We start from the raw sequence: 18,901 nt of genomic DNA, 5'->3' as shown, positions 1-18,901 counted from the left end.
CAAGGTTTCGCAGGGCATGCGAAGTCAGATTGACTTGCAAAGCTGCTTGGATAAGAACCGCCAATGATCGCAAATCTCGTACTCGGCACGCTGATCATTTCGCTGACGGTCGTCATTCACACTTTCGGCCTCATCTGGGTCACACATGGCATGAACTGGCTGACCAGCAAGCTGCGCATCGATGGGCGCCGCAGCCGCCTGCTCGCCATGAACACGGTTGTCATCGGAATCTTCGCCGTTCTCACGGTCGAAGTGTGGCTATGGGCGGTTTGCTATTTCGCGCTCGGCGTTTTCGGCGACTTCGAAACCGCGCTTTACTTCTCCACGGCAACCTTCTCCACGGTCGGCTATGGCGATGTCATCACGAGCCAGGAATGGCGCATGCTGGCGGCGCTCGAGAGCGTCAATGGTTTCCTGCTGATCGGCTGGTCGACGGCCTATCTGATCGCGGCGAGCATGCGCGTCGGCCCGTTCAAGGCCGGCGAACACTTCTGAGCTATCGGCCCAGCGCGCCGAGAAACCGCGTCACCGCACCGGCCATCCCGTATTCGAGCGCGTCAGCCGTCAGCCCGTGACCGATGGAAACTTCGGCAAGCGCCGGCAGCCTTTTCGCCAGCGCCGGTAAATTCTCGACTGTCAGGTCGTGGCCGGCATTCACCCCAAGGCCCAGATCATGCGCCGCATCCGCCGTCCGGCCGAGAATCTCGACAAGCGCTGCGGCCTTTTTGGGGTCCTCATGGCAAGCGCCGTACGGCCCGGTATAGAGTTCGATGCGATCGGCGCCGGTGGCTTTCGCAGCGTCAAGCTGTTCGGCGTCCGCGTCCGGATCGCAAAACAGCGACACGCGCGCGCCCGATTTCTTGAGCCGCGCGACAATCGCTTTCAGCATGTCGAGATTGGCGACGAAATCCCATCCGTGATCGGAGGTCGGCTGCTCCGGATCATCGGGCACCAGTGTCACCTGCTCCGGTTCCGTCCTCTCGACAAGCGCGAGAAAATCGCCGCTCGGATAGCCTTCGATGTTGAATTCCGCATCCGGAAACTCGTCATCGATCAGCGCACGAATGTCCGGCAGGTCGGTGAAGCGGATATGGCGCTGGTCCGGGCGCGGATGCACGGTGAGACCGTGCGCGCCGGCTTCAAGCGCAATGCGGCCGAGGCCGGTCACGCTCGGCCATGGCAGGTCGCGCCGGTTCCGCAACATAGCGATGGCGTTCAGATTGACGGACAATTTGGCAGGCATGGCAATCTCACCCGATCGGTCGAACAGGCGAGGCGTATGTCATCCGTTCAGGATTTGGAAGACATACGCGCCCGCAAAATTGTCTCCGGTTCAATCCCGGCAGATCGATCGCGTCAGGCGACCGCGATCAGTCCGAACAGCAGCGCCAGGGCCAGAACGACCAGGACGATGAAGATCAGGACTCGCGCCAGTGTACCGGCAACACCGGCAACGCCATGAAAACCGAGCAGGCTGGCGATGGCCGCGACGATGAGAAGGATCAGAATCCATTTGAGCATGATCGACGTCTCCGTTTCTGTCGCGATATGGAACGCCGCTGCTCGGTATTCGTTGCATTCGCACACTACGAGAAAAATTGGAGGAATGCGCCGCCGCGCATGTAGGCCTGTCAAACCGCTGCAACAATCCCGCGCTCTATCGCCCCCCATGCTGACGCTGTCGATCCTCGATTCGCTAAGCCTTCCGGGCTCCGAAAGCCGCCCCAACGAGGACCAGTTGGGATGGACGGCGCAATGCGCCTTCGTCATCGACGGGGCGACCGGCCTCGGCCCGGATTTCGTCGTCGGCCGCCACGACAGCGACGCTGCCTGGCTCGCCACCTTCGCAAAGGTCCATTTCGAGGAAATGATCATGCCGGGCCGCGCCATGGCGGATATCGTCCGCTCCACCAATGCGCTGGCACGCAGGATCGTCGCTTTCGCGGCCAAGGGGCGCGACATGCCGGCCTGGAACCTGCCGATCGCAGGGTTCCAGATGATCCGCATCGAGGAAAACAGGATCGTCACCCACGGGCTGGGCGATTGCACACTCTTTCTCACCGACGGCGACGGCGTAACCGTTGCCCACACCGCCCTGCCCGGCAATGCCGATCTGGAACGCGAGGCCGCCCGCGCGGTCATCGAGCGGTGCGGAGGCCTGTCGAACCTCCCCCGGCTCATCGACGATCCGGCCCTCCTCGCCCGCGAGAGGTCGCTGCGCGGCACCTTCAACACGCCCTCAGGCCCCGTCTGGACACTCGGCTCCGTGCCGCAAGCCGCCGATCATCTTGTGAGCGCGCCTCTGCCGGATCGCCTGCCCATGACCGGCCTTCTGTGCACCGACGGCTTCGCCGCTCTGGCATCGAATTACGGGATATTCGAACCGGACGAGTTCATCAGGGCCGCAAAGCGGGAAGGTCTGTCGGTGCTCGGTTCGCGTCTCCGCAATATCGAGCGCCGCGAGGACCCCGACGGGCGGCTTCACCCGCGCATGAAGCCGAGCGATGACGCGACGGCGGTGCTTTTCGAGATTTCCGCGCCGCTTGGCACGTAAAAAAAAGGCTCAGTGTCCCCTGCCGCCCCTGCGCATCTCGTCCAGGTCCTTCTGGTACATCTGCGGGGAAGTGGCCTTTTCGCTTCCGCGCATCTTCCTGTATGCGAATACGATCAGGCAGATGATGATCAGCGCCACCCAGATGAATGCCGCGTGCACCAGGAACTGGAGGCCGAAGGAACCCGCAACCGGTGTCGAGGCGTCAGGTGTCTGCACGACGGCCGAAGGGCCAGTCGCCTGCAACAGGAGGCCGGAAAAGGTTGCGAACGCGGACACGGGTACCTTCAACTCTAAGTAGATCTGCGCTGGCGGACCTATATGATGAAAGAATTGTAAATCACTTAACGATGGTCAGTGAATTTGCAGCACGTGTGATGCCCGTGTAGAGCCAGCGGCTTCTCATGTCCCGAAACGCAAAGCTCTCATCGAACAGCACGATGTCGTCCCACTGCGAGCCCTGCGCCTTGTGCACGGTAAGCGCGTAACCATAGTCGAAATCGTCGTAGCGCTTCTTGGTCTGCCAGGGGATATCGTCCTCCGGCGCATCGAATGACGCCTTGAGCAGCTTGATCTTGGCGACACCGCGATCCGTGTCGCCGTCATCGGGCGAGACCAGCAGGTTGATGCCCGGCTTCACCGTTTCCTTCGACGCCGTCATCACCTTCCAGAGCGAGCCGTTGAGAAGCCCCTTCGCCGGGTCGTTGCGCAGGCAGACCAGCTTGTCGCCGGCCTGCGGATAGGTCGCGGAAAAATCCTTCAGTTGGCGAAGCCGCTGATTGTAGCGCCGGCGTGTCCGGTTGATGCCGACAAGCACCTGATCGGCGGCGAGAACCAGGTCCGCATCGACGTCGCCCTTCGCGATGATCTGCGTCGTCCCGTAATCGCCATGCATGATCTCCTTGCCGGCGCGCACATCCATGGCCAGCCGGATGATCGGGTTTTCCGCCGCTTGCCTGTGGATCTCGGTGAGCAGGAAGTCGGGCTCCGCCTCCGTAAAGAAACCGCCGCCCGAGATTGGCGGCAACTGACCCGGATCGCCCAGAACCAGGATCGGCGTGCCGAAGCTCATCAGGTCGCGCCCGAGGTTCTCGTCCACCATCGAGCATTCGTCGACGATCACCAGCTTCGCCTTGGCGATGTCGCTCTGGCGATTGAGCGAGAATGTCGGCGACATCGAGGTCTTGCCGGTGGTCTCGTCCGAGATCGCCTCTTCGCCGCGCGGCCGGTAAATCAGCGAGTGGATCGTCTTGGCGTTCGACGCGCCTTTCGAGCGCAGCACCTGCGCCGCCTTGCCGGTGAACGCCGCGAACTGCACATGCCCGTCGACATGTTCGGCGAAATGCCGCGCCAGCGTGGTCTTTCCGGTACCGGCATAGCCGAACAGCCGGAACAACTGCCGGTCGCCGTTCTTCAGCCACTGCGCCACCGCGTTGAGCGCGTCATCCTGTTGGGGGGAGAATTTCATGGCGTTGGCTGTACCGGATTCGTTCCGGCGCCGCCATAGCGTTCCGCCGGGCAGCGGCATTTACATTCCGAGGCCGCTGACTTGTGATCTTCATTGCCCCCTGCCAGTTTGGCGGCCGCATCGGATGCAGCCCCGATAACAGGAAACCGGACAGGTGAAATGGAAGGCTTTACCGCATCGACATTCGGCGAATTGAACGCCGCCGACTACGACCAGTTGCACGATCCCGGCACGACCGCGGAAACGGTCGCGCTGATCTCCGAGCTTGCCGGCGAAGGCGCGATCTTGGAACTCGCCATCGGTACAGGCCGCATCGCCCTGCCTCTGGCTGCAAAAGGCCACACAGTCTCCGGAATCGAGAGCTCGCCCGAGATGGTCGAGATCATGCGCCGCAAGCCCGGCGGCGACGCGATCGACGTTGCCATTGGCGATATCGCCGACGTCGATATCGATGGCCCGTTCGACCATGCCTTTCTGGTGTTCAACACCCTGTTCAACCTGCAGACGCAGGAAGACCAGATCCGCTGTTTTCACAACACGGCCAAATGCTTGGCGCCGGGCGGTACATTTCTGGTTGAAACCTTCGTGCCGGATCTTTCCGGATTCAGGGACGGCCAGCGGACGACGACGAAAAGGCTCGACATGTCGTCGGTCTGGATCGAGGCGGCATTGCACGATCCGGTCCGCCAGCTTCTCGAAATGCAGCGGATCAGGATTACCGAAGACGGTATGCAACTGGTCCCCTTGCCGATGCGCTACGCCTGGCCGAGCGAGATCGATCTGATGGCGCGGCTGGCCGGCATGACGCTCGTCCACCGTTGGGGCGGATGGGATCGCCGCCCCTTCGATGCATCCAGCACGATGCATGTCTCGGTCTATCGGAAAGCCGGCGCTTACGACTGACCGCGTTTAGCGCCAGAAACACCCAACAAGACCGGTGAAGACCGGCACGGCCTGTCAGGCCGTGCGGATTTTGTATTGGCGGGGAATGTCCCCTGTCACTTCCGCCCAGGCCGAGGCACTCATTCGCGTCTGGTGCGCCTCGAATGCGGTCTGGTCGGCGAAGATCTCGGAGACCAGGAAGCGCCCCGCCAGGTCCGGGCAGGCCGTGACGCTGAAATAGCGGCAGCCGGGTTCCCCACGGGTCAGTTCGATATGGTCCGGCAACGCCGCCGAAACCGCCGCGAGGCGCTCTTCCGGCACATCGATATGACCGTCGAGCAGGATCTCGCCGGGGTTCGGCTCCGGGCGAACGGACTTGTCCACCCTACATCCCCTGCGGGCCGCGTGTCATCGCGGCGACGCCCGTGCGGCAGACCTCGACGAGACCGAGCGGCGCCATGATCGCGATGAACTGCTCGATCGTCGATGTCCGCCCCCGCACTTCGAAGATGAAATGCTCGATATTGGCGTCGATGACGGTGGCCTTGAAGGCGTCGGCAAGCCGCAGCGCCTCGACGCGCTGTTCGCCGGAACCGGCAACCTTGACCAGCGCCAGTTCGCGCTCGAGCGGCTTTTCATGGCCGAGTTCATGCGCCACGACCGTCAGGTCGACAACGCGGTGCACCGGAACGATACGCTCGAGCTGCGCCTTGATCTGCTCGAGGACATGCGGCGTGCCCCGCGTCACGATGGTGATGCGCGAAATGTGCTTCTCGTGCTCGGTCTCGGAGACCGTCAGGCTTTCGATATTGTAGCCGCGGCCCGAAAACAGACCGATCACGCGGGCCAGCACACCCGGCTCGTTGTCGACGACGACCGACAACGTATGCGTTTCGGGGCGCTCGGTTTCCTTGGCGATGAAATAGGCCGATCCGGTGGCCTGGTGGCGTGCATTCATGGATGGCTCTCCTGAGGCATGGGTGTCTTCGCAGACGGTTTGATACGCGCCACCAACAGGGCGCAGAAAATAACGGCGAGTGCCGCGAGCGCATTGAGGCCCGGACGTTCGCCCAGAAAGATGACGGCGAGCATGACGCCGGCAATCGGGATCAGCAGGTTGATCTGGCCGAAGAAGGTCGCGCCCTGCCGCCGAATGATCGTGACCATGACAAGCGCGCCGGCGGCAGACGATATGACGCCGAGCCCCGCAAGGGCGAACACGACATTCGCCGACAGGCTCGTCGGGATTGGCGCATCGAACAGGAACACCATCGGTACCAGGATCGCCAGCGTCCATAGCGAGATATAGGCGATCAGCGCCATCGGCGGATGGCGCACGAGCTGCTTGGTCGAAAGCGCGTTGACGGCATAGGCGAACGCCGCGCCGAGAACGGCCAGCTGCCGGATCAGATCCTCGCCGAACCCGGCCTGCAATTGCGGCCAGAACAGGATCCCGAGGCCGATCAGGCCAAGGATGACGCCGCCGACCTTCGGCAGGCTCATCTTCTCGTCAGGAGTCAGAAAATGCGCCATGACCAGCACGGTCAGCGGCATCGAACCCATCAGGATCGAGGCCAGGCCGCTGTCGATCACCTCGACGCCCCAATTGATCAGCGTGAACGGCACGACGGTGCCCGCCAGCGCGCAGATGATCATGAACAGATGATCCCGCGCCGTGGGCACGAACCAGCGCCGCGCACCGATCGCGAACCCGACCAGCAGCACCGCCGCGATCGACTGGCGCGCCAGCGTGATCGTGACCGGCGCGACTTCTGCGACCGCGATTTTCGACCACAGGAACGCCGCGCCCCACATCAGCGCGAGCGCGATGAGCAGCGTGTAGTCGAAAAGGCCGGGCGGGGATTTCTGCATGGGCTTCGAAAGACGCTCAGACGAGCGCCTTTCCTTCCGCGTCGATGGCGTTCGCCACGGCTTCGTCCGTCGCCTCGTCCGGCAGCAGCATCTCGTTATGCGCCTTGCCCGACGGAATCATCGGGAAGCAGTTGGCGAGATTGGCCACGCGACAATCGAAGATCACCGGCTTGTCGGAGGCGATCATCGCGTCGATCGCATCGTCCAGTTCGTCCGGCTTCTCCGCGCGCATGCCCACGCAGCCATAGGCCTCGGCCAGCTTGACGAAGTCCGGCAGCGCTTCCGTGTAGGAGTTCGACAGCCGGTTGCCATGCAGCAATTGCTGCCACTGGCGCACCATGCCCATATACTGGTTGTTGAGGATGAAGATCTTGATCGGCGCATTGTGCTGCACCGCCGCCGACATTTCCTGGATCGTCATCAGCACCGAGGCGTCCCCGGCGATATCAACGACAAGGGCGTCGGGATGTGCGATCTGGACGCCGAGCGCCGCCGGCAGCCCGTACCCCATCGTGCCGAGCCCGCCCGAGGTCATCCAGTGGTTCGGCTCCTCGAAACCGAAGAACTGCGCCGCCCACATCTGGTGCTGGCCGACCTCCGTGGTGATGAAGGTCTCCTTGCCCGCCCGCTGAGACGCTTCGTAGAGCCGCTGGATCGCATATTGCGGCATTATCACGTCCTTGTTCGGCGAATAGGCCAGCGAGTTGCGCGCCCTCCACTTGGAGATCTGCGCCCACCAGCTCTCAAGCGCAGCCTTGTCGCCAGCACCCGACGAGGCGCGCCAGATGCGAACCATGTCCTCGAGCACCCGCGCGACATCGCCGATGATGCCGATATCGACATGGATGACCTTGTTGATCGAGGAGGGATCGATATCGATGTGAATTTTCCGGGCGTTCGGCGCGAACTTGTCGATCCGGCCGGTGATGCGGTCGTCGAAACGCGCGCCGATATTGATCATGACGTCGCAATCATGCATCGCCATATTGGCTTCGTAAGTGCCGTGCATGCCCAGCATGCCGAGCCAGTTCTCCCCGCTCGCCGGGTAGGAGCCCAGCCCCATCAGCGTCGAGGTGATGGGAAATCCGGTCAAATCGACCAGTTCGCGCAACAACCGGCTCGCCTCCGGGCCGGAATTGACCACCCCGCCACCGGAATAGATGATCGGCCGTTTCGCGGATGCCAGCATCTCGACCGCCGCCTCGATCATCTGCTCGTCGCCGGACAGTTTCGGCTGGTAGCTCAGCCGCATCTCGGCGACTTCCGGCGACTGGTAGATACCTGTCGCGAATTGCACGTCCTTCGGGATGTCGACGACGACGGGGCCGGGCCGGCCGGTCGTCGCGACGCGAAACGCCTCGTGCAGCACGCGCGCCAGGTCGTTGACATCCTTGACCAGCCAGTTGTGCTTCGTACAGGGCCGCGTGATGCCGACCGTGTCGCATTCCTGGAAGGCGTCTGAGCCGATCAGCGTCGTCGGAACCTGGCCCGTGATGCAGACAAGCGGGATGGAATCCATCAGCGCATCCTGCAGCGGCGTCACCGCGTTGGTCGCGCCGGGGCCGGAGGTCACGAGCATGACGCCCGGCTTGCCGGTCGAGCGCGCATAGCCTTCGGCTGCGTGGCCCGCGCCCTGCTCATGGCGCACAAGGATGTGCCGCACGTCGTCCTGCTGGAAAATCTCGTCATAGATCGGAAGGACGGCGCCGCCCGGATAGCCGAAAATATGCTCGACCCCGTTATCCTTCAGCGCCTGGATCACCATCTCGGCGCCGGTCATTTCCCGTTGTTCGCCCGCCTTGGCATTCGCATTCATGTTCCTGTTCCCGTCTTCGGCGTCTCGCCACCTTGTCGCTTTGGAGACCTAATGATGTTTTTGGAGAGGGGGTGCAATAAAAAAGGCCCCCTCAGGAGCCTTGTGTCTTCCGCGCATGGGTGCATTCGCCGGGCGATTACATCGCCCTGCCCATACGCGGTCGTACTACGAGAATGATCTTCGTCATTGCGCGGACAATATGTCCGCCGCCAATTGCAGTCAAGTACACCTGCCTGCGTAGCCATTCCTTAACTTCGATCCGCGACTATGCGCCCTCCAGGAGGCGGGACGAACCATCATGGAAGACACGCCGGTCGAAGCCGGATTAGGGCTCACCGAAAACACCCACGTTGCGAAGCGCAATCGCACCGAGGGCTTCGTCGTGTCCTGCGACGGCACGCATGCGGTGATCGCGGCCCTGGCCGGCAAGGGCGACAGCGCCAGCGAGGACTACTGGGCGGTCGGCCAGCTGATCACCATCCGCGTCGGCGACAACCGCACTGTCGGCATGCTCTTCAAGGTCGACACCAGTTCCGGCACCTGGAACAAGGACGATCCCAACATGATCCACATTCACGTGGAGCTTGTCGGCGAGATCGTCGAGGACGACCGTGGCCGGGCGCGTTTCACCGGCGGCATCTCCTCCTATCCGCATCTCGGCGCGGTCGCGCACCGCATTCGCATCGGCGACCTCGCGGCGATCTACGAGAACAGCGACGAACGCGCGATCCCGATCGGGTTTCTGTCCCAGAACAACGAGATTCCGGCGCTGATCTCCATCGACAGCCTGATCTCCCGCCACTTCGCCGTTGTCGGCACGACCGGCGTCGGCAAATCGACCGCCGTGACCCTGCTTCTGCGCAAGATCGTCGAAACCCGTCCCGATGTGCGCATCCTGATCCTCGATCCGCACAACGAGTTCTCCTCCGCCTTCCCCGACCTCGCGATCACCATCAACGACACGGCGCTCGACCTGCCGTTCTGGCTGTTCCGGCTGGAGGAGTTCGCGGAGGTCCTGTTCCGCGGCAGGCCGCCGATCCCGGAAGAGGTCGATGCGCTGCGCGAGCTGATCCCGCTCGCCAAGATGCAGTTCAAGGGCAACGGTCAGCCGAGCCTGCGCAAGACCCACGATTCCACGGCCGTGACGTCCGATACGCCCGTTCCCTATCGTATTTCCGACCTGATGAACCTCATCGAGGATCGCATCGGCATGCTCGACGGCCGTGTCGAACGCCCGTTCCTCAAGGCGCTGAAGAGCCGCATCGACGCCGCCGTCAACGATCCGCGCTACCGCTTCATGTTCGCCAACAAGACGATCGAGGACAACATCACCGAGGTGATCTCGACGATCTTCCGCGTGCCCGCCAATGGCAGGCCGATCACGGCCTTCCAGATGAGCGGCATGCCGTCGGAAATCGTCAACTCGGTCGCCTCGGTTCTGTGCCGCCTCGCCTTCGATCTCGCCATCTGGTCGAAGTCGCAGATCCAGACGCTCGTCGTCTGCGAGGAAGCCCACCGCTATATCCCGACCGACAAGTCCGCCGGCTTCGCGCCGACCCGTGCGGCAATCGCGCGCATCGCCAAGGAAGGCCGCAAATACGGCGTCTATCTCGGCATCGTCTCGCAGCGTCCCGGCGAGCTGGACGAAACCATCCTGTCCCAGTGCAACACCTTCTTTTCCATGCGTCTCGGCAACGAGCGCGACCAGGAAATCATGCGCAAGGCCATCGCCGGCTCGTCCCGCTCCGCGATCAACTTCCTGCCCTCGCTGGCAAACCGCGAGGCCATCGCATTCGGTCAGGGCGTCTCGACGCCGATGCGCATGACCTTCGAGAAGGTCACCGCGGCGCAGTTGCCGGGCAACCACCTCATGGATGAACAGGTCGCCGTTCAAAACGGCGAGGCAACGGTCGATGTCGGCGACGTGATCCAGAAGATGCGTTTCCCGCGCGGCATGCATGGCGGGCCGGACGAGATCTACGACAACTTCGCCGCCGTCAACCAGCCGCTCGGCGACGCGCCAGCGTCGGAACAACGGCCGACGCTCCATGCGCCCGGCGTGGCGCCCTCGGGGGCGACGGAACCGGAACCGCACGACCCGACGAACCGCAGGACAATTCCGGATCGCGAGGAACTCGCGCGCCTGTTCACCGAGGAAGGGTCGCTGCATGGCGGCCGCGACCGGTTCGCAAGGCCCGTGCCTGCCGAGGCAACGAAGCCCGCTCCATCGTCATCGGGTGGCGGATCGGCCCGCGATCTCGTCAACCGCTTCCGCAAGTAGCGACACGCCCGCAACGGGCCTGCTCACCACCGCACCTCTGTTTGAGGCTGCGTCTATGCGGCGTAAATGTTTCGGGCGGGATAAATCAGGCGCAGACGCGGTTGCGGCCGCCGCGCTTGGCTTCGTAGAGGTTTTCGTCGGCGCGCTTGTAGAGCGCGGAGCCGGTCTCCTCGCCGTCCCATAGCGCGATACCCACGCTGATCGTGATCTTCAGCCGGACATTGCCGCCAAGATTGAACACCAGGTTCGAGACCGCCAGCCGCAGCCGGTTCGCCATCTTGTCGAGTTCGGCGATCCCGACATTCGGCGCGACCACCGCGAATTCCTCGCCACCGATTCGCGCGGCGATATCGTGATGGCGCGTATAGTCCTTGATCGTGTTGGCCAGCCCCTTGATCACCTCGTCACCGATATCGTGACCATGCGTGTCGTTGATCGATTTGAAGTGGTCGATATCGAGGATCATGATGCCCAGCGGGCGTCCGATCCGGGAGAACTCCTCCATGTACTGGGCGAGCGCGTCGTCGAAATAGCGACGGTTCTGAAGCCCGGTCATCGGATCCGTGAGCGCCGCACGCTGGAAGGTGTGGGTCTTCATGGTCAGCGACTCGGCGATCTGCCGCCAGTGGACGTGTTCGTGCGCCTGTTTGCGGATCAGCGGGTAGAAGTGAAAAAGGCCGACGACGATCGCCGCGCACAGCAATCCAAGCTGCACGCGCAGCGCCACCATGCCGAGAGCCATGTCGCCCTCATCGGCGCCACCCACCGCGCCGAACACCACATCGTTCGCCCAGAAAGCACAGGCCGCCGCACCGATCAGCAGCAGCAAATACCCCATGAAGGACATTTCGGAACGATGGAAGCGCATTGCACCCAGCCAAGTGTTTCTGGCAAAGAAATACTTGGCGCGGGTTGCATGCCCGTTAAACGCGTCGGTTTAGTAAGTCTTACATATACACGGAATACTTTATCCGCCGGCCGGTCACGGCTCCGTCACCGTCTTCCATCCGTCATCTAACTGATTGCGAAACCATGTCATTTGGCGTTTGGCATATTGGCGCGTCGCGGTTTTCGCCAGAACGAGGGCGTCCTCAATCGGGATTCGGCCCTCCAGAACGCCTGAAAATTCTCGCACGCCGATCGCTTTCATGGCCGGCATGGCCGGATCGAGGCCCAGTTCCAGCAAGGCCCGCACCTCCTCCAGCGCGCCTTCCCCGACCATCCGGTCGAGCCGGCGCTCGATATTCCGGTAGAGGATTTCACGTGCCGGCATCACCACGATTCGTTCGGCACGGCTGACATCGATCAGGGGTTCGCCAGCCTCCGCCTGCCAGTCGAGGATCGACCGGCCCGACGCTTCGCGAACTTCCAGTGCCCGCACGATACGCTGGCCGTCTCCGGGACCGATCGACATCGCGGCCTCGGGGTCCTCCTGCCGCAGTACAAAGTGCAGTTTCTCCGCGCCTTCTTCCGCCAGCCGGTCGCGCCAGCGCGTCCTGACCGCGTCCGGTATATCGGGCATCGGCGAAAGCCCCTGCGTCAGCGCGCGGAAATAGAGGCCCGTCCCACCGGCAAAGACGAGCGTCCGGCCAGCGACCTCCGGATCGGCCATCACGGCCCGCACATCCTCAAGCCAGCGTCCGGTCGAATAGGCGTCATTCGGCGCGACATACCCGTAAAGGCGATGCGGCGCACGCGCCAGGTCTTCATCCGATGGCCGCGCGGTCAGAACCCGCAGCACATCATAGACCTGCATGGAGTCCGTGTTGACGATCACCCCGCCGGTTTCCGCCGCTTTTTGCAACGCGAGCGCCGACTTGCCGCTCGCCGTCGGCCCGGCTATCAACACCGCGCGCGGATACCGGTCCTCGCTCGCCAATTCCTTCACTCCATCGCGATTGCGCCTCTGCCCCCATGAACACCATCGTCACCCTGATTGCCAATCCCGACAAAGGCACGCTCGACGACGATGCGGTCGCCGCCGTCGCCGCGCTGCTGCCCGAAACCGAAATCGTCTGGCTGGCGGAAGCGCATGTCGCCGACATCCGCTCTCCCGTGCCGCTCGCCGATGCCGACAGGACCGCGCTTGCCGCGAATATCGCCGGCATGTTCGAAGAAACGCCCGTCGATGCCGCCATACAGGTCATCGCGCCCGATGCGCGCCGCAAGAAGATCCTGATCGCCGACATGGACTCCACCATGATCCAGCAGGAATGCGTCGACGAACTGGCGGACGAGGCCGGTGTCGGAGATTATGTCGCCTCGATCACCGCCCGCGCCATGAACGGTGAGATCGGTTTCGAGGGCGCGCTGCGCGAGCGCGTCGGCCTTCTCAAGGACCTGCCGGTTTCCGTCGTCGACCATGTCATCGCGACGCGCATCAAGCTGATGCCGGGCGGACGCGAACTCGTCGCCACCATGAAGGCGAATGGCGCCTGGTGCGCACTCGTCTCCGGCGGTTTCGTCGATTTCACCAGCCGCATCGCGGAACAGATCGGCTTTCAGGAAAACCGCGCCAATCGGCTCGCGCAAGCCGACGGAAAGCTCACCGGCGAGGTCGTCGAACCGATCCTCGGCCGTCAGGCCAAGGCCGATGCCCTGATGGAAATATCCGGTCGGCTCGGACTCGAACCGGCGGACGCCATCGCTGTCGGCGACGGCGCGAACGACCTGTCCATGCTCGGCCTCGCCGGCACCGGCGTCGCGCTGCACGCCAAGCCCGCGGTCGCCGCCCAGGCGGATATCCGCATCGACCACAACGACCTGACCGCCCTCCTCTATATCCAGGGCTATCGCCGCGACGAGTTCGCGCGGTGAGACCGATCGAGACGCAGCGGCTCGTCATGCGTCCGTGGGAGGAGCGCGACCGCGACCTCTTTTTCGAGATCAATTCCGATCCCGAAGTGATGGAGTACTTCCCCTTCCGCCGCACGCGCGAGGAGGCGGACGCGTTCCTCGACAAGCTGTTGAAGGATCAGGAGAAAGGGATCGTCTTTCCGGCCCTCGAATTGCGGGAAATCGGCCAGTGCGTCGGCTTCTGCGGCCTGCATGTCGGCGATGTCGAACCGCATTTCCCGCCGGGAACGGTGGAAATCGGCTGGCGACTGGCGAAGCCCTTCTGGGGCCGGGGCTATGTGACCGAAGCGGCGCTCGCCGCGCTCGATTACGGATTTTCCGAGTTGGACCTGCCGGAGATCGTCTCCTTCGCCGTGCATGACAACCACCGCTCGACGGCCGTGATGGAACGGATCGGCATGAAGCGCGATGCGGCGAGCGATTTCGACTATGTGAAGATCCCCGACACCCATCCCGATCTCAAGCGCCACGTCTGCTATCGCATCACAGCGCGGGACTGGCGGAAGCGCTAGACCGAACGGGTCAGGCCGCCATCGATACGCAGGTTCTGGCCGGTCATGTAGCCGCCATCCTCGGACGCAAGCCAGGAAACCAGCGACGACACCTCACCCGCCCGGCCGTAACGGCCAAGCGGAATGCGCGCGCGCCGCTCGTCGGTTTCCGGCAGGCTGTCGATGAAGCCCGGCAGGACATTGTTCATGCGGATGTTGTCGTCGGCATATTTGTCGGCGAAGAGCTTCGTAAACGATGCGAGCCCCGCCCTGAAGACGCCGGATGTCGGAAACAGCGGATCGGGCTCGAAGACCGCGAAAGTCGAAATATTGATGATCGATCCGCCGCCCTGCGCCTGCATCAGCGGCGTAACCAGCCGCGTTGGCCGAATGACGTTGAGCAGGTAGACGTCGAGGCCCTTGTGCCAGTCCTCGTCGGTCAGATCGAGCACCGGTCCCTTCGGCCCGTGACCAGCCGAATTCACCAGCACGTCGATGCGGCCCCAGCGCTCCATCGCGCCATCGACCAGTCCCTTGAGATCGTCGAGCGACTGGTTCGATCCGGTAACGCCGAATCCGTCGAGGCTTTCGGCAAGCGCCTCGCCCTTGCCCGACGACGACAGGATCGCGACCTTGAAGCCGTCCGAGGCGAGACGACGTGCCGCGTCCGCGCCCATTCCGCTGCCGCCCGCCGTGACGAGCGCGACTTTCTGCGTGTTCATGGCCTGCCCCCTTGTCGTATCCTGCCCGGACCTCAGTCGATCCGGATCGTGACGAAGCGCAACTCGCCGGTCTTCGCCGCCAGCATCAGGAGCGCATTGCGCCGGTCGTCCGCCTTGAGCTTGTCGATGGCCTCGACCACCTCCTGCGGCGTGGACACCACTTCCTGGGCAATTTCCACGATCGTCTCGCCGGGCTGAATGCCTTTCTCCGCCGCAGCCGAATCCGATGCGACCTCCATCACCACCACGCCACGCTCGACGCTTTCGTCAATGTCCTGCGCCTCGCGCACCGTCTCGTCCAGTTCGGCAAGCGTCATGCCGAACATCTCGATCGTCGCCGGCATGTCGGCCGCCTGATCCTCGTCATCCGTCGCGTCGGGCGCCATGGCGAGTTCCTCGCTGTCTTCCAGCCGGCCGAGCGTCACCTTGACGGTCTTGCGCTCGCCCTTGCGGATCACCACGACATCGACTTCCTGGCCCACCGGCGTATCGGCGACGATGCGCGGCAATTCGCGTGTCGTCGCAATCGGCCGCCCGTTGAATTCGATGATGACGTCGCCCGGCTCGATCGAACCGTCATCCACGGGTCCGCCCTTGATGACGCCCGCCACTAGCGCGCCGTCCGCGCGGTCCATGCCGAGGCTTTCGGCAATTTCGTCCGTCACGGTCTGGATGCGCACGCCCAGCCAGCCGCGCCGCGTCTCGCCGAACTCGATCAGCTGGTCGATGACGTTCCGCGCCAGTTCGGCCGGCACCGAGAAACCGATGCCGATGGACCCGCCCGACGGCGAAATGATCGCCGTGTTGATGCCGATGACCTCGCCCTGCATGTTGAACAGCGGGCCGCCGGAATTGCCGCGGTTGATGGCGGCGTCGGTCTGGATGAAGTTGTCGTAAGGGCCGGAATTGATGTCGCGGCCGATGGCCGACACGATACCCAGCGTCACCGTCCCGCCGAGGCCGAACGGATTGCCGATCGCCAGCACCCAGTCGCCGACCCGCGCGGTTTCCGAATCGCCGAACGAAACGGCCTTCAGCTCCTTGTCGCCCGGATCGATCCGCAGAACGGCGATGTCGGTCTTCTGGTCGCGGCCGATGATCTCGGCCTCGATCTTGGTCCCGTCATTGAAGTTGACGCTGACCTCGTCGGCATCCTCGATGACGTGATTGTTGGTGATGATGATGCCCTCGGCATCGATCACGAAGCCCGAGCCGAGCGACTGCACCTGGCGCGAACGCGGCGGCCCCCCTTCCGGCTGCTGGTCGAAGAATTCGTCGAAGAACTCCTGGAAAGGCGACCCCTCCGGCAATTGCGGGCGCGGGACGTTGCGGTCATCGCCGCCGACGGTCTGCGAGGTCGAAATATTGACGACGGAATCGATGAGCCGCGCCGACAGGTCCGCTACGGAAGCCGGGCCTTCCTGCGCACGGGCGTTCATCGCCATGCCGCCGGGCAGAACGGCGGCGCCCGCCGTGATCGCCAGCGACAGAGCGAAAACGCCGGCCATGCGCGCCGGCTTCAGGACCATAGTATCGAATGCCATCGGGTTGCCTCCATGGAATACCGCTTGTGCGGCAGCGCGATTGCCGCCTTGTCTGCGGCGAAACATAAAGCCCGCCGCGTCCCGCACAACAGGACAGTCACGCATAAGTGACAAGCGTGGCCGCTTTGTGAAAATCGTGATCTCACAGGAAATGCGCGAGCCATATCACCACAAGCCCGAGAAGGGCCGCGGTCACCCCGGCGCGACGCAGGATTTCGTCCGGCGTTTCCAGCAGGATCGCGGCCATGCGCTTGGCGAAACCGGGCACGCCGCCATAAAGAAAGCCCTCGATCACAAGCATGAGACCGAGGGCTGTCAGAAATATCGTCATGTCACGTCTGCACTATTGTGCGGGCGCGGACGGAGCGGGAGCGGCCGCGGGCGGCGTTCCCGTCGCATTCTTGAAGTAGCGGAAGAACTCCGAATTCGGCGACAGGACCATGGTCGTGTCCGAATTCTCCATCGCCCGCTGATAGGCAGCCATCGAGCGATAGAACTCGAAGAACTCCGGATCGCGGTTGAAGGCCTCGGCGAAGACGCGGTTACGTTCCGCATCGCCCTCGCCTCGAAGGATCTCCGACTCGCGTTGCGCTTCGGCGACGATCTCGATGACCTGGCGATCCGCCACGGCGCGAATGCGGCTGGCCGTTTCACGACCGCGCGCACGGATGCGCTCCGCTTCGGCAAGACGCTCCGCCTTCATGCGGTCGAAGGTCTGCTGGGAGACTTCCGCCGTCAGGTCGGTCCGCACGATACGCACATCCTCGACCGTCAGGCCGAGCGACTGCGCGTCGGGACGGATCAGGTCGCGCACTTCGCGCATCATCTCGGTCCGTTCGTCCGAAAGCGCCGCTTCGAAGGAGCGCAGGCCGTAGGTCCGGCGCAGCGCCGCGTCGAAACGCGTGCGAAGACGTGCGGCGGCCGAGTTGAGATCGCCCGAGACGGTCTCGCGGAACCTGCGCGCATCCGTGATCTTGAAGGTCAGGAAGGCATCGACCTCGTAGAAACGGCCGCCGGAAACCTGTACCGGGGGCTGGTCGCTGAGATCGAGCCGCAACACGCGGTCCTCGATGATCTGCACCGTGTCGAAACCGGCAAAGGCGAAGGGCGCCTTGAAGTATAGGCCCGGCTCGGTCTTCACGTCCTGGATTTCACCAAAACGCAGCACGATCGCCTGCTGGCGTTCATTGACCACGAAAATTGAGGCGTAGACCCCGATCAGCACGATCGCGATCAGGATGCCGAGCAATGTGAGACGGTTGCTGTTCATTACTGTGCGTCTCCGGTCGTGGTGGTCGTTCGACGGCTCTGGACTTCAGGCAGCGGCAGATAGGGCACGACGCCCTGGTTTTCGCCGTCTTCGTCGAGAATCACCTTGTTGGAATCGGCGAGAACGCGTTCCATCGTTTCCAGATAGAGGCGCTTGCGCGTCACGTCGGGCGCGGCCTGGTACTGTTCGTGGATCGAGATGAAGCGCTGCGCTTCACCTTCGGCTTCCTGCACGACACGCGTCGCATAAGCGGATGCGTCCTCTCGGATCTGCGCCGCCTCGCCTCGGGCCTGACCGAGTTTCTGGTTCGAATACTGGTTCGCTTCTTCGCGGAACTGGTCCTCGTTCTGCTCGGCGCGCTGCACTTCCTCGAAGGCGTCGGCCACTTCACGCGGCGGTGCCGCATCCTCGATGGACACCGTGTTCACCTGGATGCCCGCGCCGTATTCGTCGAGCGTCGCCTGCATCGAGGATCGAACCTCGTCGGCGATCGCCGCACGGTTGTCGCGGAAGACGTCCTGCGCCGGACGGCGGCCGACGATTTCGCGCATTGCGCTTTCGGACACCTGGCGGACCATCTCGTCGGGCGAAGCCACGTTGAACAGATAGGCCGCCGGGTCGATTACCGAGTAGAGAACGGCGAACTGCACATCGACGATGTTCTGGTCGCCGGACAGCATCAGGCCGGAATCCTGCCGCGCGCCGCCGGCGCCGATGGCGATCTGCTTCTCGACGATCTGAACCTTCTCGACGGTTTCGATCGGCCACCAATGGAAGTGAAGTCCAGGTCCGGACAGTTCCGTCTTCGGCTTGCCGAACAACAGTTCGACAGCGCGTTCGTCGGTGTCGACCTGGTAGAAGGACTGAACGCCATAGAGGATCAGGAGACCGATGGCGATCAGGCCGAAGAGAGCCGGGCTCGCGCCGCCCCCGCCGGGCAGCGCCCGTTTCAGCCGGTCCTGGCCCTTCTTGATGATTTCCTCGAGATCCGGCGGCTGTCCGCCGGGACGCTGCGGTCCACGCGGGCCTTGCGGTCCTTGGCCCCAAGGGCCACCGCCATTGCCGCCATTATTGCCACCGCCGCCCCAAGGGCCGCCGCCTCCGCCGTTCTGATTGCTCCAGGGCATTCATATCCTCTCAAATGGCAA

Annotated in this window: 21 protein-coding genes; 6 read left to right on the top strand and 15 right to left on the bottom strand. The window is 63.4% G+C overall.

Annotated elements, in window-relative coordinates; all coding sequences use genetic code 11:
• The first annotated feature begins 63 nt into the window (after nucleotides 1-63).
• Complete coding sequence (locus ACQK2M_RS09515; RefSeq protein WP_223475596.1) at nucleotides 64-495, top strand: potassium channel family protein; 432 nt, start codon at nucleotides 64-66, stop codon at nucleotides 493-495.
• 1 nt (nucleotide 496) lies between these two features.
• On the opposite strand, the gene ACQK2M_RS09510 is transcribed toward ACQK2M_RS09515, so the two are convergent.
• Together ACQK2M_RS09510 and ACQK2M_RS09505 are read right to left on the bottom strand one after the other, a co-directional pair.
• Nucleotides 497-1,243: a pyridoxine 5'-phosphate synthase gene (locus ACQK2M_RS09510; RefSeq protein ID WP_425417587.1), complete on the bottom strand. Its 747-nt coding sequence runs from the start codon at nucleotides 1,241-1,243 to the stop codon at nucleotides 497-499.
• Between the two features lie 113 nt (nucleotides 1,244-1,356).
• The gene (locus ACQK2M_RS09505; protein WP_223475598.1) at nucleotides 1,357-1,521 is read right to left on the bottom strand and encodes a DUF1328 domain-containing protein; all 165 of its coding nucleotides are present in this window, start codon (nucleotides 1,519-1,521) and stop codon (nucleotides 1,357-1,359) included.
• Nucleotides 1,522-1,669: 148 nt separating this feature from the next.
• On the opposite strand from ACQK2M_RS09505, the gene ACQK2M_RS09500 reads away from it, so the two are divergent.
• A complete protein-coding gene (locus ACQK2M_RS09500) occupies nucleotides 1,670-2,554 on the top strand; it encodes a hypothetical protein (RefSeq protein WP_425417586.1) in 885 nt (294 codons plus the stop codon).
• Between the two features lie 9 nt (nucleotides 2,555-2,563).
• On the opposite strand, the gene ACQK2M_RS09495 is transcribed toward ACQK2M_RS09500, so the two are convergent.
• Together ACQK2M_RS09495 and ACQK2M_RS09490 are read right to left on the bottom strand one after the other, a co-directional pair.
• Nucleotides 2,564-2,830 carry a hypothetical protein gene (locus ACQK2M_RS09495; protein ID WP_223475600.1) on the bottom strand — a complete coding sequence of 89 codons (267 nt, stop codon included), beginning with the start codon at nucleotides 2,828-2,830 and terminating at the stop codon, nucleotides 2,564-2,566.
• 61 nt (nucleotides 2,831-2,891) lie between these two features.
• Nucleotides 2,892-4,019: an ATP-dependent DNA helicase gene (locus ACQK2M_RS09490; RefSeq protein ID WP_425417585.1), complete on the bottom strand. Its 1,128-nt coding sequence runs from the start codon at nucleotides 4,017-4,019 to the stop codon at nucleotides 2,892-2,894.
• A gap of 159 nt (nucleotides 4,020-4,178) precedes the next feature.
• Between ACQK2M_RS09490 and ACQK2M_RS09485 the strand changes: the two genes are divergently transcribed.
• Nucleotides 4,179-4,922 carry a class I SAM-dependent methyltransferase gene (locus ACQK2M_RS09485; RefSeq protein ID WP_425417584.1) on the top strand — a complete coding sequence of 248 codons (744 nt, stop codon included), beginning with the start codon at nucleotides 4,179-4,181 and terminating at the stop codon, nucleotides 4,920-4,922.
• 54 nt (nucleotides 4,923-4,976) lie between these two features.
• On the opposite strand, the gene ACQK2M_RS09480 is transcribed toward ACQK2M_RS09485, so the two are convergent.
• The 4 genes from ACQK2M_RS09480 to ACQK2M_RS09465 are packed head-to-tail and all read right to left on the bottom strand — an operon-like array spanning nucleotide 4,977 to nucleotide 8,589.
• Nucleotides 4,977-5,285 (bottom strand): putative quinol monooxygenase, encoded by a 309-nt coding sequence (locus ACQK2M_RS09480; protein ID WP_425417583.1) that lies wholly within the window; start codon nucleotides 5,283-5,285, stop codon nucleotides 4,977-4,979.
• A 1-nt stretch (nucleotide 5,286) separates the two neighbouring features.
• Nucleotides 5,287-5,859, bottom strand: coding sequence for an acetolactate synthase small subunit (gene ilvN / locus ACQK2M_RS09475; RefSeq protein ID WP_425417582.1), 573 nt, complete (start codon nucleotides 5,857-5,859; stop codon nucleotides 5,287-5,289).
• Entirely contained in the window at nucleotides 5,856-6,773 is a 918-nt protein-coding gene (locus ACQK2M_RS09470) for a DMT family transporter (protein WP_425417581.1), read from the bottom strand. Before ACQK2M_RS09470 ends, ilvN begins: the two co-directional genes overlap by 4 nt.
• 16 nt (nucleotides 6,774-6,789) lie before the next feature.
• Nucleotides 6,790-8,589 (bottom strand): acetolactate synthase 3 large subunit, encoded by a 1,800-nt coding sequence (locus ACQK2M_RS09465; protein WP_425417580.1) that lies wholly within the window; start codon nucleotides 8,587-8,589, stop codon nucleotides 6,790-6,792.
• Between the two features lie 298 nt (nucleotides 8,590-8,887).
• Here ACQK2M_RS09465 and ACQK2M_RS09460 point away from each other — a divergent pair, with 298 nt between their 5' ends.
• Nucleotides 8,888-10,870, top strand: a complete 1,983-nt coding sequence (locus ACQK2M_RS09460; RefSeq protein WP_425417579.1) for an ATP-binding protein — start codon at nucleotides 8,888-8,890, stop codon at nucleotides 10,868-10,870.
• A gap of 85 nt (nucleotides 10,871-10,955) precedes the next feature.
• Here the strand turns inward: ACQK2M_RS09460 and ACQK2M_RS09455 are convergent, their stop codons facing one another.
• Both ACQK2M_RS09455 and miaA read right to left on the bottom strand, forming a co-directional pair.
• On the bottom strand, nucleotides 10,956-11,738 hold the full coding sequence (locus ACQK2M_RS09455) for a GGDEF domain-containing protein (RefSeq protein WP_425417578.1): 783 nt from the start codon (nucleotides 11,736-11,738) through the stop codon (nucleotides 10,956-10,958).
• A 114-nt stretch (nucleotides 11,739-11,852) separates the two neighbouring features.
• A complete protein-coding gene (gene miaA / locus ACQK2M_RS09450) occupies nucleotides 11,853-12,749 on the bottom strand; it encodes a tRNA (adenosine(37)-N6)-dimethylallyltransferase MiaA (RefSeq protein WP_425417577.1) in 897 nt (298 codons plus the stop codon).
• Nucleotides 12,750-12,784: 35 nt separating this feature from the next.
• On the opposite strand from miaA, the gene serB reads away from it, so the two are divergent.
• Both serB and ACQK2M_RS09440 read left to right on the top strand, forming a co-directional pair.
• Complete coding sequence (gene serB / locus ACQK2M_RS09445; protein WP_425417576.1) at nucleotides 12,785-13,687, top strand: phosphoserine phosphatase SerB; 903 nt, start codon at nucleotides 12,785-12,787, stop codon at nucleotides 13,685-13,687.
• A gap of 26 nt (nucleotides 13,688-13,713) precedes the next feature.
• Complete coding sequence (locus ACQK2M_RS09440) at nucleotides 13,714-14,238, top strand: GNAT family N-acetyltransferase (RefSeq protein ID WP_425420013.1); 525 nt, start codon at nucleotides 13,714-13,716, stop codon at nucleotides 14,236-14,238.
• Here the strand turns inward: ACQK2M_RS09440 and ACQK2M_RS09435 are convergent.
• The 5 genes from ACQK2M_RS09435 to hflK form a co-directional block, all read right to left on the bottom strand.
• Nucleotides 14,235-14,939 carry an SDR family oxidoreductase gene (locus ACQK2M_RS09435; RefSeq protein ID WP_425417575.1) on the bottom strand — a complete coding sequence of 235 codons (705 nt, stop codon included), beginning with the start codon at nucleotides 14,937-14,939 and terminating at the stop codon, nucleotides 14,235-14,237. The genes ACQK2M_RS09440 and ACQK2M_RS09435 overlap by 4 nt on opposite strands.
• 32 nt (nucleotides 14,940-14,971) lie before the next feature.
• Entirely contained in the window at nucleotides 14,972-16,483 is a 1,512-nt protein-coding gene (locus ACQK2M_RS09430; RefSeq protein ID WP_425417574.1) for a Do family serine endopeptidase, read from the bottom strand.
• A 142-nt stretch (nucleotides 16,484-16,625) separates the two neighbouring features.
• The gene (locus ACQK2M_RS09425) at nucleotides 16,626-16,814 is read right to left on the bottom strand and encodes a DUF2065 domain-containing protein (RefSeq protein ID WP_223475613.1); all 189 of its coding nucleotides are present in this window, start codon (nucleotides 16,812-16,814) and stop codon (nucleotides 16,626-16,628) included.
• A gap of 12 nt (nucleotides 16,815-16,826) precedes the next feature.
• Entirely contained in the window at nucleotides 16,827-17,753 is a 927-nt protein-coding gene (hflC, locus tag ACQK2M_RS09420) for a protease modulator HflC (protein WP_425417573.1), read from the bottom strand.
• Nucleotides 17,753-18,880, bottom strand: a complete 1,128-nt coding sequence (hflK, locus tag ACQK2M_RS09415) for an FtsH protease activity modulator HflK (RefSeq protein WP_223475615.1) — start codon at nucleotides 18,878-18,880, stop codon at nucleotides 17,753-17,755. The genes hflC and hflK overlap by 1 nt, the downstream gene beginning before the upstream one ends.
• Between the last annotated feature and the right edge of the window lie 21 nt (nucleotides 18,881-18,901).

The sequence above is a fragment of the Oricola indica genome, assembly GCF_965227485.1.
In the GTDB taxonomy this organism is placed as follows: domain Bacteria; phylum Pseudomonadota; class Alphaproteobacteria; order Rhizobiales; family Rhizobiaceae; genus Oricola; species Oricola indica.
The sequence above is the reverse complement of the archived record's forward strand: the minus strand, read 5'-3'. Positions and strand labels throughout refer to the sequence as shown.